Here is a 16,921-nt window from a genome sequence, read left to right as displayed (position 1 = left end):
CTTAACTCCCTGATCTCAGCGGCCGTCGCGGCTACGCAGGCCGTCACGCGACCGGACATCATTGACCGGCGCGGGCGGCGCAGAACTCTCATTCGCAGCCGGTGCGGCAACTGGCGGGGTAGCCGTCACCGAACCCGCTGCCTGCATCAAGCGATCCAGAGGGAGATGAAGCAAGTTGCTGCCGTTACGACTTTCCACCATCACCTTGCTGACGTTGGAGTAGACCTGCTGCATGGTGTCGATATAGAGGCGATCCCGGGTCACGACCGGTGCCTTTTGATACTCGCTCAAGACGCTTTTGAAGCGCTGCGCATCACCCTCGGCTTGCGCCACGACGCGAGATTTATAACCCTCGGCTTCTTCCATCAGCCGGGCCGAGGCGCCGCGCGCCCTGGGAATCACGTCATTGGCGTAGGCCTGACCTTCGTTTTGCAAACGCTCGCCATCGGCGCGCGCCTTGAAGGCATCGTCAAACGCGGCCTGCACCTGCTCCGGTGGCGCAACGCTTTGCACATTGACGCTCTTGATTTGAATGCCGGCCTTGAGCCTGTCCAACTGGGCTTGCACCGACTTTGCCAGGTCGATACCGATGGCGTCACGCTGCTCATAGAGCACCGAATCCATGCGGCTCTTGCCGACGATTTCCCGCACAGCCGACTCCGCCGCCAAGGTCACCGCGTCATCGGGGCTGCGATTTTCAAACAAATAATCGCGTGCGTCTTTGAGCGTGTACTGCACGGTGAAGCGGATATCGACAATGGCTTCATCCAGGGTCAACATCGACGAATCGCGCAGACCCGTGGCCGCAACAACCGAATTGCGGCCCACTTCTACTTGGCGCAGCTGCGTCACAGCGACGATTTCATCCGCTTGAAACGGATAAGGCAAGCGCCACTGAAAGCCCGCCTCGACGGTCTTGCTGTATTTGCCAAAGGAGGTCACAACGCCTTGCTGACCTTCTTGCACGATGAAGAAGCCGCTGCCCAACCAACCCAGCAAAACGACGCCGCCGATCAGACCGGCGCCGATGCCGGCGCTCTTCATATCGGGCTGAAATCCGTTGTTACCGCCGCCTGCGCCACCCGAATCATTGTTTCCCGAGCCTTCGGGCTTGGCCCCGAACATGCCGGACAGCTTGCGATTGAAGTCGCGCCACAGCTCATCGAGATCGGGCGGCCCATCGTTGCGACCATTGCTCTCATGCCGGCCGGCGCGCCAACCTGCGGGCATCAAGCCTGCCAGCAGGGCCAGGGTGGCCGCAGCCAGGGGCTTCAATCGACCGGTGCTGCTTAGCTCTTGCCGCGGGCGGCTCACTGGCTCAAAGGTATTCATGCTCATGCCTGTGTAGGGTGGTTTGCGGCGGAATCCGGGTCGGCCTCCGCGCTTAAGTTTTCATCATCAAAGTCCACCCCGCTATCTGGGGCAGGCTCAGAAAAATTCAAGGCCGTCGCGGACTTCGCAGCCTCGCTTTGCATGGCCAGGACAATTTGCTCACGCAAAACATCAAGCCCACTGCCATCGAGCGCACTGACGAAGACTCGTGCAGCTCGGACGCCGGCGCCGCCGCCCTCACCCGGGCGTTCGATCCAGTCCAGCGGCTCGCGCGGGCGCTGGTCTTCTTCCAGCATGTCTTGCTTGTTGTAAACGATGATCTGCGGGATGGGCGATGCGCCGATTTCATCCAGCACGCTTTCGACTTCGAGCATTTGCTCATCCAACACCGGCGAAGCGGCATCGACGATGTGCAGCAGCAAGTCCGCATCGGCGGCCTCCTGCAAGGTAGCCCGAAACGCAACCACCAACTTGTGCGGCAGGTCGCGGATGAATCCGACCGTGTCCGACAGCGAAACGCTGGCCCCGGCCTGTTCCAGATAGAGCGAGCGCGTGGTGGTATCGAGCGTGGCGAACAGCTGATCAGCGGCGTAACTGCGCGCCTTCACCAGCGCGTTGAACAGGGTGGACTTGCCGGCATTGGTATAACCGACCAGCGACACACGAAATACGCTGTTACGTGCGCGGGCCCGCTGCTGCGTGCTGCGCTGGCGCTCGACCTTCTTGAGCTTTTCTTTGATGGTCTTGATGCGCTCGTCGATCATGCGCCGATCAAGCTCAATCTGCGCCTCGCCGGGGCCGCCGCGCATGCCGATGCCGCCGCTTTGACGCTCCAGATGGCTCCAGCGCCGCACCAGCCTGGTAGCCAGATATTGCAGCCGCGCCAGTTCGACCTGCATCTTGCCCTCGGCGCTCTTGGCGCGGGCGGCAAAAATCTCCAGGATCAAGGCGGTTCGGTCCGCCACCGGCACGCCCAGAACGCGTTCCAGATTGCGCTGCTGAGCGGGCGAGATGGCCTGATCAAACAGCACCGTATGTGCCTGGTGAGCCTGCACCAGCAGCTTGATCTCGTCGGCCTTGCCGGAGCCGACAAAGAGCGCAGCGTCGGGTGCTTGGCGGCGCGCGATCACGCGCGCTACCGGTGTATCGCCGGCCGATTCGGCCAGCAAGGCCAGTTCATCGAGCGTTGCGTCAAACGTTGATCCGGCCTTGGAGGAACGGCCGAAATCGACGCCGACCAGAATCGCGCGAGCTTCCTCAAGAGGCGGCTGCGCGGGGTGGGATGAAGGAGATGCCAAGGTGATGCTAGCGGACTCTGGAGGCTTAAGCCGCGCTGTCGTCGTCACCGCCGTCTGCGGCGGTGTGGAAGTTCACTGCACGGCCCGGCACCACGGTAGAGATGGCGTGTTTGTAAACCATTTGCGTCACGGTATTGCGCAGCAGGACCACGTATTGATCGAAGGATTCGATCTGGCCTTGCAATTTGATGCCGTTGACCAAGTAAATGGACACCGGTACATGCTCTTTACGGAGCAGATTCAGGAAGGGATCTTGCAAGAGTTGGCCTTTATTACTCACGATATGCTCCGTGTTGTGAGAGGGAGTTGAAATTTAGATTCGACCTTAACACAGGCAGGCCACGGCACTGAGCCATGCGGCCACTGCCGGTTTAGTCTTTGTCGCTGAACGGATTCTTGGACGAGCGCATTTCTATGCGCATCGGCGTGCCAACCAATTTGTAATGCGCGCGGATGCGGCCTTCCAGATAGCGCTTGTACACCTCGGTCACGCCTTCGAGCGAATTGCCATGCACGATCACCAGCGGCGGGTTCATGCCGCCTTGGTGGGCATAGCGCAGCTTGGGACGGAAGTGCCCGCTGCGTTTGGGTGTTTGGTGCTCGACCGCCTCTTGAATCAAGCGCGTCAGCACCGGCGTCGTCATCTTGCGGAAGGCCGAGGCATAGGCATCGGCAAATGCACCCCACAAGGGCGCAATACCTTGACGCTTCAAAGCCGAGATATTGTGGATAGGCGCGAACTTCAAGAAGCCCAGGCGTTGCACGATGGAGCGCTGCAAGATCTCGCGCTGATAGCTGTCGATCGCATCCCATTTATTGATGGCCAAGACCACCGCGCGGCCGCTCTCCAGGATGTAGCCGGCAATATGAGCATCTTGATCCGACACGCCTTGCGTCGCGTCCAGCAGCAGCAGCACCACATTGGCATCGGCAATCGCTTGCAGCGTCTTGACCACCGAGAACTTCTCGACCGCCTCAAACACCTTGCCTTTACGGCGCAGGCCGGCCGTGTCAATCAACTCGAACTTCTGACCGTTGCGCTCAAACGGCACGCTAATAGCGTCACGCGTGGTGCCGGGCATATCGAACGCAACCAAGCGCTCTTCACCCAGCCAGGTGTTGATCAAAGTGCTTTTGCCCACATTGGGGCGGCCGGCCACGGCCAGGCGGATTACACCGTCGGGCGCCTGTTCTTCCGCGCCCTCTTCTTCGTCCTCAAACTCGAAGGGCTCAAGCACTGCCTCCATCAGGCTGCGAATGCCTTGACCGTGGGAAGCTGAAATCGGATGCGGCTCGCCCATGCCGAGCTCGAAGAACTCGCCCAGCAGGGGCGACTCGCTCATGCCCTCGGCCTTGTTCACGCACAAGAAGATGCGCTTGCTGGCCTGGCGCAAATAGCGCGCGATGTCGGAGTCCTGGGCCGACAAACCCAGCCGCACGTCGACCACAAACACCACCGCGTCGGCCTCGGCCACCGCTTGGCGGGTTTGTTTGGCCATTTCCTTGACGATGCCGGTGGTGCTGTCGGGTTCGAAACCGCCGGTGTCGATCACCGTGAACTCTTGGTTGCCGATGCGTCCATCGCCGTAATGGCGATCACGGGTCAGGCCGGCAAAGTCCGCGACGATCGCGTCGCGCGTCTTGGTCAAACGGTTGAAGAGCGTGGACTTGCCCACATTGGGGCGGCCTACCAGGGCGATGACGGGTTTCATATTTTTGTTTTTCTCACTGCAAAGGATTCAAAGCCGACTCGTACAAGGACTCTGGCGCCGATTCTCGACCTTATTCGGGTCGCATGGCAAACAGGCCGCCGTTTCGAGTGGCAATCAAGATGGTGTTGCCCGACACCACTGGCGCCGCAACCACCGCCGAGCCGTCGGTTGCCAAGCGCAACTGCGTCTTGCCGGTGGCGGCGGAGATGAAGTGCACCTGGCCCTCAAAGTCACCCACGATCACCGTAGCGCCCAAAATCAGCGGCGTACTCAGCCGACGATTGAGGAATTGTTCGGCCGTCCAGAGGACATCACCATTGCTGATATTCCAAGCACTGAGACGATCGGAGGCATCCCCGCCCACGACTTGTTTGGCATCGGCGCCCACACCCAAGGTACCGCCGACATTGCGACTCCACATCAAGCTGCCCCGCTCGGCATTGACACAGCCCACGGCCGACTGAAAAGCGCGAGCGCACAGTGTTTCGCCGCTACGGGCCAGAGGCCCTACCAAATCGGCCAAACGCTCAACTTCATTGGTGCCGCGTGGGTTGGCCACGCTGGCCTCCCAGCGGATCGTGCCGCGCAGCGGATCAACGCCGGCCATGCGGGTGCCTTGCCCGACGATCAAGGTGTCCTTGAAGGCGGCTATCACACCCGGCTGCGCCAAGGTCAGGGGCTCGCCGGGACGCCTCAGAATCCAAATTTTGTCGCCATTTTTGACGTCGTAAGCATGGACTTGTCTGTCCACGGTCAGCACAAACACCCGTTCGCCGGCGACTAAAGGCGCCGCCACGACCGGCGTCGGCAATGTCTTGCGCCAGAGCACTTGGCCCACGTCCAAGGCCACAACCTCATTGCCGGTGGTGACAACCGCCGCAAAGCGGCCATCGCTACCCACGCCAGCAGCAAGCTTTTGGCCCACATTGGCACTCCACAAGGCGCGGCCATCACTGGCCTGCAGCGCTTGCACCGTACCGTCGCTGCCTGCCACGACAAACTGATCGCCAACCGAAGTCAGCGCGAGCGGGAATTTGACGGAATCAAGCCGCGCGGTCCAGACCACGCGCCCGGCTATCGCAGGCGTGATCTGCTCCAACTCGGCAGGCTTTATCGCTGTGGACGAGCTGAACACGGAGCAGCCGGCCAGCGCGCCAAAGGCCAAGGCCGCAGCGGCAAGATTTTTCAAACTCATTTGGCCGCTCCAGAAGCAGGCATGTCCGCCGAGGCCACACCCAGCGTCGCCAGCTTGGCTTCGATCAAACGGCGATAGTCTTGCTTGCTATTCATCGCCGCATAGGCCTTTTGATATTCAGCTCGCGCCAGCTCAGGCTTGGCTTGCAGCACAAACATATCGCCGCGGCGATCGGCTTGCAAGGCTGTGAATTCGGGCAGCTTGATCGCATCCAGCGTCTTGGCGGCTTCCGCGAACTGCTTGGCTTCCATTTGCAAGCCGGCCAGGCGCAGGCGCGCGAGTTCACGGTACTCGTCGTCGGCCGCGTTATCTGCCGCCCAAGCCAAGCTGGCGCGCGCCGCCTCGGCCTGACCCTTGTCGTATTGCAACTTGGCCGCTTGCATCGCAGCCTGCGCCGTGTAGGTCGTTTTCGGGTAGCGCTCTTTCAAATCGCCAAAGACGCGCCCCGCCTTGTCGGCGTCGCCAGCCTGCACGGCACGGTCCAGCTCTTCATACATGGCCGCAGCCTTGACGGCCTGGTCACGCTGCCACCAGGTCCAGCCATTCCAGGCCGCGAAACCGGCCAGCACCAGGGTGATGACCCAGGTGATCAGGTTGCCATATTGCTTCCAAAAAGCCTTCAGCTGATCCAGCTGTTCTTGTTCTTCGAGATCGAGATGCGTCGCCATGGATGAAAGGTGCTCGGAATTTATTGGAATTGAAATGGGCGAAATTAGCCCGCGATTATGCGTTGAGCAGCTCGGAGGCCCAATCAGCGACACAAGAAATACTGCGCATCACTTGCTCGCCACCTTCGCGGCGCAGCGGCTTGAGCGCCACCAAACCCTGCGCCAACTCGTCTTCGCCGAAGATCAGCGCGTAGGTGGCGCCGCTCGCATCGGCCTTCTTGAACTGCGACTTCATGCTGCTCTGCCCCGGATGGAGTTGCACCGATACACCCGCGCCGCGCAGCGCCTCCAGCGCCACCATCACCTGGGGCAGGCCAAGGCTTGAGGGCACGATGGCATAGGCGTGCAGGGTCGGCACCTCAGCCACGACACCCACCTCCTCCAGCAACAAAAGCATGCGCTCAAGGCCCATGCCGAAGCCCACCGCCGGCGCGGCCTTGCCGCCCAACTGCTCGATCAAGCCGTCGTAACGCCCACCGCCACAGACCGTGCCTTGCGAGCCAAGCTTGTCTGTCACCCATTCGAACACGGTCAGGTTGTAATAGTCGAGGCCACGCACCAAGCGCGGATTGATGCGATAGGCAATGCCGGCTGCGTCAAGAATCGCCCGCACACCATTGAAATGCGCCAGCGAAGCTTCGCCCAGGAAGTCCAACAACTTCGGCGCCGCGTTGGCCATTTCTTGCAGGGCAGGATTCTTGGTGTCCAGCACGCGCAGCGGGTTGCTGTACATGCGCCGCTGACCTTCTTCATCCAATAACTCTTTGTGCCGCTCCAAGTGAGCAATCAGCGCTGCACGGTGGGCACTGCGCTCGGCGGCCTCGCCCAGACAGTTCAGCTCCAGGCTGAAATGCTCGCCGTCGACCAGCCCCAGCTCGCGCAAGAGTCGGCTGCCCATCAGGATCACTTCGGCATCGACATCGGGCCCGGCAAAGCCCAGCGCCTCGACACCCATCTGATGAAATTGGCGGTAACGGCCTTTTTGTGGCCGCTCGTGGCGGAACATGGCGCCAAAGTAATAGAGCCGTTTGCCACCATCGCGCAGGAATGAATGCTCGGTCATGGCGCGCACCACGCCAGCCGTCATCTCCGGGCGCAGCGCCAACTGGTCGCCGTTCATGCGGTCCTCGAAGGCATACATCTCCTTCTCGACGATGTCGGTGACCTCGCCGATGCCGCGCACAAACAAGGCGGTCGGTTCGACGATGGGCGTGCGCACATTCTGGTAGCCATAGCGCTGCAGCACGCTGCGCATCTTCTCCTCCAGCCACTCCCAGCGCGCCGACTCGGGCGGCAAGATGTCGTTCATGCCCTTCACAGCACGCAAGGGCTCGACCTTAGCAGTCATTTTCTTATCGTCAACAGCAGTCATTCGTTTATCCAGCTCTGGCACTTGCTTCTGTCAGTCGTTTTAGGCAGCCGTTTCGGCAGCACACGCGCCACCAAAGCGCTTCTCAATATAGTTTTCAACCAGCACCTGGAATTCATCGGCAATGCCGGCGCCGCGCAGGGTCAAGGCCTTCTCGCCGTCGATGAAGACGGGTGCGGCCGGCGCCTCGCCGGTGCCCGGCAGGCTGATGCCGATGTCGGCATGTTTGCTCTCGCCGGGGCCGTTGACGATGCAGCCCATCACGGCCACCTTCATGTTCTCGACACCCGGATACTTGGCGCGCCAGATCGGCATCTGCGCACGCAGGAAGTCATCGATCTGCTTGGCCAACTCCTGGAAGGTGGTGCTGGTCGTGCGCCCGCAACCCGGGCAGGCGGTCACGCTGGGATTGAACGCCCGCAGGCCCAGTGACTGCAAAATCTCCAGGCCCACGACCACTTCTTGGGTGCGCGCTTCACCGGGCTGCGGCGTCAGCGAGACGCGGATGGTGTCGCCAATGCCCTCTTGCAGCAGGATGGACAAGGCAGTCGCCGAGGCCACCGTACCCTTGGTGCCCATGCCGGCTTCGGTCAGACCCAGATGCAGCGCGTAGTCGCAGCGCTTGGCCAAGGCCCGGTAAACCGAGATCAAATCCTGCACGCCGCTGACCTTGCAGCTGATGACGATGTTGTCGGGGTTCAGCCCCAATTCGCGTGCGTAAGCGGCTGAGCTGAGTGCCGATTGGATCAGCGCCTGATACATCACCTGTTGTGCATCCCAGGGCTCCGCGCGGGCGGCGTTCTCGTCCATCATCTGCGCCAGCAACTCGGAGTCCAGGCTGCCCCAGTTGACACCAATCCGCACAACCTTGTCGTAACGGGCGGCCGCTTCGATCATCTGGCCGAATTGGCGGTCGCGCTTGTCGCCCTTGCCGACATTGCCGGGATTGATGCGGTACTTGGACAGCGCCTGCGCCATGGCGGGGAAGTCGGTCAACAAGCGGTGACCATTGAAATGGAAGTCGCCAACCAAGGGCACATCAATGCCCATGCGGTCAAGCTGCTCGCGGATATGCGGCACGGCCTCGGCGGCCTCGGGCGTGTTGACGGTGATGCGCACCATCTCGGAGCCGGCAATCGCCAGCTCCTTGACCTGAATTGCGGTGCCGATCACATCGACGGTGTCGGTATTGGTCATCGACTGAATGCGCACCGGCGCATCGCCGCCCACCGTGACGACGCGGCTACCCCAGACCACCCGCGCTTGGCGCGAGCGGCGTGGAGCTGGCCGAGCGGCCGCGATGGCCTCTTCCAAAGAGCTGCTGGTGTCAATCAATGTTGCGCTCATAGTCTTCACTCAATCAATCAATTCAATTCCAAGCGGGCGACATTGTTCTGTGCCTGCCCGGCAAGATCAACTTTGCTGCCGCGCAAATGCAGCTCGGTGCCCGCCACATTGCCAACCTTGACTTTCAGCGGCGGCAAACCGGCCAGCGCCTGATCCTCGCCAACGCGCAAGGTCTTGGACAGCAAGACCTGACCCCGTGCATCGACCACCTCAACCCAAGACTCCGCCGTGATCTTGATGCTCAAGGGCACTGCACCCTCCGGCGCCCCTTGGGGCTGAACCGTTGCAGCGGCCTTGAGCGGCGCGGCGGCCACGGGAATCACCGGAGAAGACGCAGCAGAAGCAGCAAGAGGCGCACTAGCCACGACGCCTGGACCGATTGCCAGCAGTGGCGCCGAGGCGACCGGCTCAATCAATGTGGGTTCCACGACAGCGGGATTGGCTGGAGGGGCAGTCGCCACCTCGGGCGCTTTGCCCTCGTTCTGCCCCAGCCGTTCAACCCAACCTGCTGGCATCAAATAGACCCCCGCAGCTGCCGCTAACAAAACCACGGCACCCAGCACCAGGGGGCGCTGAAACACGGTCAGCGACAAGCCCTCGGAGCGGCCATCATGCTCGCGATAGGGCTGATTCAAGCCGCGCGACACCATCAATTCGGGCTCATTGCCTTTAGGCAACAAGGCCAGCACCGCTTGCGCGTCAACCTTCAAGACCCGGCACATGGCCTTGGCCAGAGCGCGTGCGAAGGTCGCGTCCGGCAAGTCCTTCCAGCGGTCGGCCTCCAGCGCCTCCAACTTCGCTTGCGGCACCTTCAACATTGCGGCCATGGCGCCTATGTGCAAACCTTGCTTGCTGCGCAAGTCGCGCAACATAGCGCCCGCACTCGCCGCCGGCAAAGGCTGAGCCAGCAGAGGCTCCGCCCCGCTCACGTCTGAAGACATGCCTTCCCCCTCATTCATCAAATCGCCCATCGTCCAAGGCCAGCCGCTCCGGTGAGTCCGGATATTTGTTTCGCAGGGCTTGGCTCAATTCATCCACTGATTTTGTGTTGCCCAGTCTGCGCTCGATGCGCAGAGCCAACCAAAGGCTTTGCGCATTGCTGTAATCAGGCTGAGCATTGACGCGCTTGATATAGAACTGAGCCCGCACATATTGCCTGTTACGGAACAGCACTTCTGCAAAGTTGACCGCGACCGCAGGGCTGGCCGGGTCATATTCAAAGGCCTTGGCCAAGCTGCGCTCGGCCTCGCTCATGCGGCCAGAGCGGGCTTCGCAAACGCCCTTGGCCATCAGCGTGCGCGACGGCGCGCGGTAACTGGTCTGGGCCAGGGCTGCATCAAACTGCACATCAGCCTCGGCCCATCTTTGCTCTTGGCAGAGCAGCCAGCCGTAGTTGTGCAAGGTATCCGGGTCACGCGGATAGAGCTGCAGGGCACGCTTGAAGCTGTCTTCCGCCAATTTGGTTTCACCCATGGCGGCATAGATCAAACCACGCAGATTGACCGCTTCACGCAAGTCGGGCTTGAGGCTCAGCGCCAGCTTGACGTCATCCAATGCAGTGTTGTACTGGCCTCGGCCAAAATAGGCGGCGGCCATCTCCATGCGCACGCTGGCGCGGCGATCCGCATCGGTCTGATCCGAGGCGGTGCGCGGTTCTTCTGCCTTGGGCTCTCCCGGAGTGCCGCAGCCACTCAAGCTCAAGGCCACTAGACCCGTCATCCCCGCCAACAGGCATGCGCTCAGCCCTCGGCCGATACCGCGGCGAAAAGCCGGCGAGAGGATTTCCATACGATTGATGCGATTCATTCGACTCAAACTCGTGGTTGGCATTCAGGAAAGATCCGCGCCTTTTACCATCATTGGCGCCCTCACCATACGCACCTGAACCTGGGTGCGGTCCTGCACCTCGCCAGCCAACTGACCGCATGCGGCATCAATGTCGTCACCGCGGGTCTTGCGCACGGTAGTGACCAGCCCGGACTGGATCAAGATTTCGGCAAATGCCATCACCCGTTCGCGCGAACTGCGCTTGAGCCCCGAGGCCGGGAAAGGGTTGAAGGGGATCAGATTGATCTTGCAAGACACATGACCGCGCAACAACTCGACCAGCGCGTGCGCCTGCTCGGGCGTGTCGTTGACGCCGTCCAGCATGCAGTACTCGAACGTAATGAAGTCGCGCGGTGCCTTGTCCAGATACCGATTGCAGGCCTCCAGCAGCTCAGCAATCGGGTACTTCTTGTTCAGCGGCACCAACTGATCGCGCAGTGGGTCGGTCGGCGCATGCAGGGACACGGCCAAGGCCACCGGGCAGTCATCGCGCAGGCGGTCAATCATCGGCACCACGCCGGAGGTCGATACCGTCACGCGCCGGCGCGAAAGGCCGTAGCCATGGTCGTCCAGCATCATGCGCAGGGCCGGAACTAGGGCGTTGTAGTTCTGCAGCGGCTCGCCCATGCCCATCATGACCACGTTGGAGATGATGCGCTCGCTCTTGCCCAAGCGCTTGCGTAGGCTGTGCTCGGCATACCAGAGCTGAGCAATGATCTCGCCGGTATCCAGATTGCGGCTGAAGCCCTGATGTCCGGTCGAGCAAAAACGGCAGCCGACGGCGCAACCCGCCTGGCTGGAAATGCACAGCGTGCCGCGGTCGGTTTCGGGGATGAACACCGCCTCGACCGCATCGCCTGCGCCAACGTCAAACAGCCATTTGACCGTGCCGTCGGCAGAAAGATGCTCGGAAATCACCGGCAACGCCGTGATGTGCGCCCGGGAAGCCAATTTATCGCGCAGCGACTTGGCCAGGTCAGACATCTGATCAAAATCAGACGCGCCTTTTTGATGAATCCAACGAAACAACTGGGTGGCGCGAAAGCGCTTTTCACCCAGCTGCTCGCAGTACTCGGTCAAGCCTGCCAGATCGAGTCCAAGTAGGTTGACCGGGTTCATTTCATTCTCCTCTACACAAATTCACGATCCCATCAAGTAGAGCCCGTTGAGCTGGCTCTGCCAGTCCACTGGGCTCGCCCCCATCTAGTAAAGATGCGGGGGGCGCGCGAAGCGCGTAGGGGGTGGTTCTATTTAACGGCTGTAAACGTTCATGCCGGGGAAGAAGAACGCGATCTCGGCGGCGGCCGTTTCAGCAGCGTCGGAACCGTGCACGGCATTGGCGTCGATGCTATCGGCGAAGTCGGCGCGGATCGTGCCCTTCTCAGCCTTCTTAGGATCGGTAGCGCCCATCAGGTCACGGTGCTTCAGGATCGCGTTCTCGCCTTCCAGAGCCTGGATGATCACGGGACCGGAGATCATGAAGTTCACCAGGTCGTTGAAGAATGGACGTGCCTTGTGCACACCATAGAACGCTTCGGCTTCGCCGCGCGACAGGTGGGCCATGCGGGCCGCAACGATCTTCAGGCCAGCGCCTTCGAAGCGTGCATAGATTTGGCCGATGACATTCTTAGCGACTGCGTCGGGCTTGATGATGGAAAGAGTACGTTCGATAGCCATGGGTATTCTCCTGAAATCTTAGGGCTTGGCAAAACCAAGAATTGTACTGTGTGATGGTGTCAGCCAAGGTGTCAGGCAGCTCAGGGCAGAGCCACCTGACAACCGGACTCAACGGTTGCGACCGCCATAGCCGCCACCCGAGCGGCCGCCGCCACCGCTATTGCCGCCTTGGCCGCCCTGACCGCCACGGCCACCGCCGCCGCCACGGCCGCTGCGGCGCACAAAGGCATCGGCGCCGATATAGCCGACCGAAGTCTGCAGCGGATCGGGCTGACGTGGGCCGTCACCGCGATTGCCATCACCTCGGCCACCGCCTTGTCGGCCACCACGATCGGGGGCGCTGCCGCCGGCACCAAAGCCGGAAGGAATACCACGACCCTTGCCGGCAAAGCGGCGATCGAAGGTCTGCTCTAGCGGATTGATATTGCGCGGAATGGCTTCTTCAAAGTCGTCGTCACCACGGTCGGGGCCGCGCTCATTGCTGCGCTCCGACGGCCGCTCGCTGAAACGCTCGGCCGGCCTGTCGTAGCCGCCGCCGTCACGGCCACGGCCTTGAGGACGATCACCGCGATCACCACGGTCATTGCCCGGCCCGCGCTCGGGCTGCTCTGCGACCCGACTTGGGCGCGGACCGACACCGGCATGGCGCCCATCGGCGCGACGGCCGCGCGTATTCGCATTGCCGCGCTCGGCGTTGCGGTCACCGCCGCGCTCACCACCGCGATCAGGGCCGCGCTCGGCGCGCTGTTCATTGCCACGCTCGCCGCCGCGCGGAGCGTTGCGCTCACCGCGCTCGCCCCGCCCACCACGATCGCCACGATCGCCTCGGTCACCACGCTCCTCGCGGCCACCGCGCGCCTGATCGCCGCCAGCTAGGCGACGAATCACCTGCACATCATCCTCGCCCAACTCGATCCAGACGCAGCGTTTCAGGCCACGCGGCAGCACCACCGTGCCATAGCGAATCCGGATCAAACGGCTCACCGTCAGGCCCATGGAATCAAACAGCTTGCGCACTTCGCGGTTGCGGCCTTCGGTGATGACGACACGGTACCAGCGGTTGATACCTTCGCCGCCGCCGTCTTCGATGCTCTTGAAGGCCGCCTTCTGGCCCTCAATGATCACACCCTCCAGCAAACGCGCGCGCTGATCATTGTTCAAGGTACCCAGGACGCGAACCGCGTATTCGCGCTCAACGCCAAAACGTGGGTGCATCAACTGATTCGCCAACTCGCCGGAGTTGGTGAACAAGAGCAGGCCTTCCGTATTCATGTCAAGCCGGCCGACAGCCTGCCATTTGCCCTGCTGCAAACGCGGCAGATGACGGAACACGGTCGGACGACCTTCGGGGTCATTGAAGGTGACGACCTCACCGGCCGGCTTGTGATAGGCCAGGATGCGCGGCGGCGGCGGTGAAATACGGATGCGGATCGCCTTGCCAGCCACCCGCACATTGTCACCAAAGGAGATGCGCTGGCCGATATGGGCCACTTCGCCATTCACCTCGATCTTGCCATCGGCAATCATGTCTTCGATGTCGCGGCGCGAACCGATGCCGGCCTGTGCCAAGACCTTTTGCAGCTTGGGCGCGTCCGCCTCGGCAGCCAAGACGCGCTTGCTTTCGACTTCCTCTTCTTCCTGAACTTCGGGCAGCTCATCGACCTCGTCGTCGGCCTCGCCAAATTCACCAGCCAGGACCTGGGCGAAACGCTCGCCCACCGCCGCCAGCACCTCGGGCGCCGGCTCGGCTTGAACTGCATCGGGCCTTGGCGCACGCGGCTCAAAACCCTCTGCACCATCCTTGCGGCCGCGCCGACGATTGCGGTTGCGCCCACCGCGCTCTCCGCCTTCACCCTGCTCAACGCCCTCGTTGGCTGCTTCGCTCGCACCGGATTCGGCGGCGCTGCTGCTTGTGATGATGGGCACTGCTTCCGGCGCCAGGGTAAACAGCGGCTTGGGCTCTGGCACTACCGACTCTGCCACTGCAGTCTCCACCGGAGCGGCCTTGCTGACTGTTTTGCGGGGTGCGCGACGTTTGGGCGCCTCTTCATCGGCAACTTGCGGCGCTACGACCGCCGTCGGCAGATCAACCGGCACAGCGACTGCCACTTCAACCGCCACCTCAGCATCCGCCTTCTTGGCAGCCGTCTTGCGGGCCGCACGCGGCTTGCTCACTGCGGCCGCCTCGGCGGCTGTGGGCTCGGCAGTCGAGGCCGGAGCCGCTTCGACAGCCTGCACCGCTTCTGCCTTGGGTTTGGCCGGGCTGCGCTTGCGCTTAGGTGCAGCAACTTCGCCTGCCTCACTGGAGGCGGCGCCGAGGGCTTCGGGCTGGGCTTTGGGGTCGATATCGTTTGAATTCATGCGTCGGTATGCACCTGATCGGCGGCGTCAGACTGTGGATCCGGCTGGGCCGGAACGGATGCGCCTGTATCGCTGACGATAGGCGCGGTGGGGAAACTGGGGGGAAATTGCGAGCCCGCTGCGGGCTCCACTACATCGGTGGCCGGCTTTTCTAAAAGCTCAGCCAACTCGATCACTTCATTCATTTCATTTACTTCACTAATCAACTGACCTTGAATGCCGGCCGCGTCGGCCAAGGCCTCAGCCGGCGCCACGCCAAAGTCCAAGGTCGGCAACTGCTCAAGGCTGTTGAGGCCCAGATCGTCGAGGAACTGACGCGTGGTGGCGTACAGCGCCGGTCGTCCGGGCGCCTCGCGATAACCAATCACATCAATCCAGCCACGATCTTCCAACTGTTTGACAATCTGCGTCGAGACCACCACGCCTCGAATGTCTTCAATATCGCCCCGGGTCACCGGCTGCCGGTAAGCAATGATGGCCAGAGTCTCCATCACCGCCCTGGAGTAACGTTGCGGCTTTTCGGGATGCAGGCGATCCAAGTATTCGCGCAATTCGGGCCGACTCTGAAATCGCCAACCCGAAGCCACCGCCACCAACTCGACGCCGCGCCCCTCCCAGTCCTGCGTCAACTCGTCCAAGACGCTGCGCAAGGTATCCGGGCCGACGGCGTCGGCAAACAAGCTGCGCATTTCGCGCAGAGTCAACGGTTGCTGAGCACAAATCAGCGCGGTCTCGAGGACGCGCTTAGCATCCTGTGTATTCATTGACTTTCGTCATTTGTCCCGATTCATGCGGGGAATTTTTCTAAGTCCAGCCCTCTGGCGCTGAGCTTGCCTGCAAACGAACTGGCTTGCGGCCTATGGCTCACCCGAAACTTGAAAGGCGGAGGAATTGCGGTTGGCTTGAAAACTCAAGCCATCAAGCAAGGTACACGCAAAGACAGAGGAGAGCAAACTGCGCCGCTGGAGCTGAAACGCTCTTGCGCGGCATTGCCCCACTTCTTGCCGCACCGATTGTAACGCCCTCAGGACGTCGTACTTGGCCATTCGGGTTCTGCAAGCCCGAGTAAAGCCCATGCAGATGCCAAATCTTGTGGCAAAGGCGCATCAAATTGCAAGGCCTCACCGCTGACGGGGTGGGTAAACCCGAGCCTGGCCGCGTGCAAAGCCTGCCTTGTCATACCCAAAGCCGGCACGCCACCGTACAAGGCATCCGCCACCAGCGGATAACCCTTGTAGGCCAAGTGCACGCGAATCTGATGCGTGCGCCCGCTGTGCAGCACGCAATGAACCGCAGTGATGCTGCGCACCCCCTCCTCGCCCACACCCAAGGCATAGACGTCGGTGCGCGAGGGTTTTCCGGTGGCCAACACCGCCATCTTGACGCGTGAGATCAGGTCGCGGCGAATCGGCGCATTGATTTCCATTTGCTCGGGCACTCGGCCAAACACCAGCGCCAAATATTCCCGGTGCACCTCGCGTGCAGCGATCATCCTTGTCAAGGCCGTCACCGCTTCGCGACTCTTGCCCACCATCATCAAGCCGGTTGTGTCTTTGTCCAAACGGTGCACGATGCCGGCGCGCGGCAAGGCAGCTGCAGCGGGGTGATGGGCCAACAAGCCATTCATGACCGTGCCGGACCAATTGCCAGAGGCCGGATGGACCACCATGCCAGCGGCCTTGTTAAGCACCAGCACATGCTCGTCCTCATAGACGATGTCCAAGGGCAGCGCTTCCGCCTTGAAGGCGCGGCTCTCGGCCGTTGGCTGCAACTCGATGCGCACGTTTTGGCCGGCGTGCAGCTTGCGCGAAGCGCTGCTGGCCGCCAAACCGTTGATCTTGACGCAGCCCACATCAATCAAGCTTTGCAGGTGATTGCGTGAAAACTCGGGAGCGATTTGCACCAGAAAACGATCCAGTCTTTGGTTGTGCCAAGTGGCATCAACTTGCGCCTCGCGCGCTTCGACCTCATCCGCAATGCCGGTTTGTTCGGCATCCCATTCGTCCTCGCCGGCCGTCAGGGCGGTGGGCTCACTTGCAGGCAGGGCCTGAACCATATAATCAAAGCTCCGTCTTCAGAGTAAGGGCTGGTGATCTGCACCGCCCTGTAGGGATCATGATAGAAAATTGCGTGGA

The 16,921-nt window shown here is 61.6% G+C and carries 15 protein-coding genes; all 15 read right to left on the bottom strand.

What is annotated here, in order from left to right; genetic code table 11:
• Window positions 1–15: 15 nt before the first annotated feature.
• Entirely contained in the window at window positions 16–1,338 is a 1,323-nt protein-coding gene (gene hflK, locus PRZ03_RS04075) for an FtsH protease activity modulator HflK (RefSeq protein ID WP_409993918.1), read from the bottom strand.
• Window positions 1,335–2,630, bottom strand: a complete 1,296-nt coding sequence (gene hflX / locus PRZ03_RS04070) for a GTPase HflX (protein WP_273599146.1) — start codon at window positions 2,628–2,630, stop codon at window positions 1,335–1,337. Before hflX ends, hflK begins: the two co-directional genes overlap by 4 nt.
• Window positions 2,631–2,655: 25 nt before the next feature.
• Window positions 2,656–2,910 carry an RNA chaperone Hfq gene (hfq, locus tag PRZ03_RS04065; RefSeq protein WP_263531930.1) on the bottom strand — a complete coding sequence of 85 codons (255 nt, stop codon included), beginning with the start codon at window positions 2,908–2,910 and terminating at the stop codon, window positions 2,656–2,658.
• 91 nt (window positions 2,911–3,001) lie between these two features.
• Complete coding sequence (gene der / locus PRZ03_RS04060) at window positions 3,002–4,342, bottom strand: ribosome biogenesis GTPase Der (protein ID WP_263531929.1); 1,341 nt, start codon at window positions 4,340–4,342, stop codon at window positions 3,002–3,004.
• Between the two features lie 70 nt (window positions 4,343–4,412).
• Window positions 4,413–5,537, bottom strand: a complete 1,125-nt coding sequence (gene bamB / locus PRZ03_RS04055) for an outer membrane protein assembly factor BamB (protein ID WP_273599145.1) — start codon at window positions 5,535–5,537, stop codon at window positions 4,413–4,415.
• Window positions 5,534–6,205 (bottom strand): YfgM family protein, encoded by a 672-nt coding sequence (locus PRZ03_RS04050; RefSeq protein WP_273599144.1) that lies wholly within the window; start codon window positions 6,203–6,205, stop codon window positions 5,534–5,536. Before PRZ03_RS04050 ends, bamB begins: the two co-directional genes overlap by 4 nt.
• Before the next feature lie 55 nt (window positions 6,206–6,260).
• Entirely contained in the window at window positions 6,261–7,577 is a 1,317-nt protein-coding gene (gene hisS / locus PRZ03_RS04045) for a histidine--tRNA ligase (RefSeq protein WP_273599143.1), read from the bottom strand.
• Window positions 7,578–7,616: 39 nt separating this feature from the next.
• Window positions 7,617–8,921: a flavodoxin-dependent (E)-4-hydroxy-3-methylbut-2-enyl-diphosphate synthase gene (gene ispG, locus PRZ03_RS04040; protein WP_273599142.1), complete on the bottom strand. Its 1,305-nt coding sequence runs from the start codon at window positions 8,919–8,921 to the stop codon at window positions 7,617–7,619.
• A 17-nt stretch (window positions 8,922–8,938) separates the two neighbouring features.
• Window positions 8,939–9,862 (bottom strand): helix-turn-helix domain-containing protein, encoded by a 924-nt coding sequence (locus PRZ03_RS04035; RefSeq protein ID WP_273599141.1) that lies wholly within the window; start codon window positions 9,860–9,862, stop codon window positions 8,939–8,941.
• A gap of 10 nt (window positions 9,863–9,872) precedes the next feature.
• Window positions 9,873–10,727, bottom strand: a complete 855-nt coding sequence (pilW, locus tag PRZ03_RS04030) for a type IV pilus biogenesis/stability protein PilW (protein WP_273599140.1) — start codon at window positions 10,725–10,727, stop codon at window positions 9,873–9,875.
• Between the two features lie 24 nt (window positions 10,728–10,751).
• Window positions 10,752–11,867: a 23S rRNA (adenine(2503)-C(2))-methyltransferase RlmN gene (gene rlmN / locus PRZ03_RS04025; RefSeq protein ID WP_263531922.1), complete on the bottom strand. Its 1,116-nt coding sequence runs from the start codon at window positions 11,865–11,867 to the stop codon at window positions 10,752–10,754.
• Between the two features lie 132 nt (window positions 11,868–11,999).
• Window positions 12,000–12,425: a nucleoside-diphosphate kinase gene (ndk, locus tag PRZ03_RS04020; protein ID WP_263531921.1), complete on the bottom strand. Its 426-nt coding sequence runs from the start codon at window positions 12,423–12,425 to the stop codon at window positions 12,000–12,002.
• A gap of 108 nt (window positions 12,426–12,533) precedes the next feature.
• Window positions 12,534–14,786, bottom strand: coding sequence for a pseudouridine synthase (locus tag PRZ03_RS04015; RefSeq protein WP_273599139.1), 2,253 nt, complete (start codon window positions 14,784–14,786; stop codon window positions 12,534–12,536).
• Window positions 14,783–15,550 (bottom strand): SMC-Scp complex subunit ScpB, encoded by a 768-nt coding sequence (gene scpB, locus PRZ03_RS04010; RefSeq protein WP_273599138.1) that lies wholly within the window; start codon window positions 15,548–15,550, stop codon window positions 14,783–14,785. The genes PRZ03_RS04015 and scpB overlap by 4 nt, the downstream gene beginning before the upstream one ends.
• A 260-nt stretch (window positions 15,551–15,810) precedes the next feature.
• The gene (locus PRZ03_RS04005; RefSeq protein WP_273599137.1) at window positions 15,811–16,842 is read right to left on the bottom strand and encodes an RluA family pseudouridine synthase; all 1,032 of its coding nucleotides are present in this window, start codon (window positions 16,840–16,842) and stop codon (window positions 15,811–15,813) included.
• Window positions 16,843–16,921: the final 79 nt, after the last annotated feature.

It is taken from the genome of Roseateles albus (genome assembly GCF_028595345.1).
In the GTDB taxonomy this organism is placed as follows: domain Bacteria; phylum Pseudomonadota; class Gammaproteobacteria; order Burkholderiales; family Burkholderiaceae_C; genus Paucibacter_A; species Paucibacter_A albus.
This window is presented reverse-complemented; position numbering and strand designations above follow the sequence as displayed.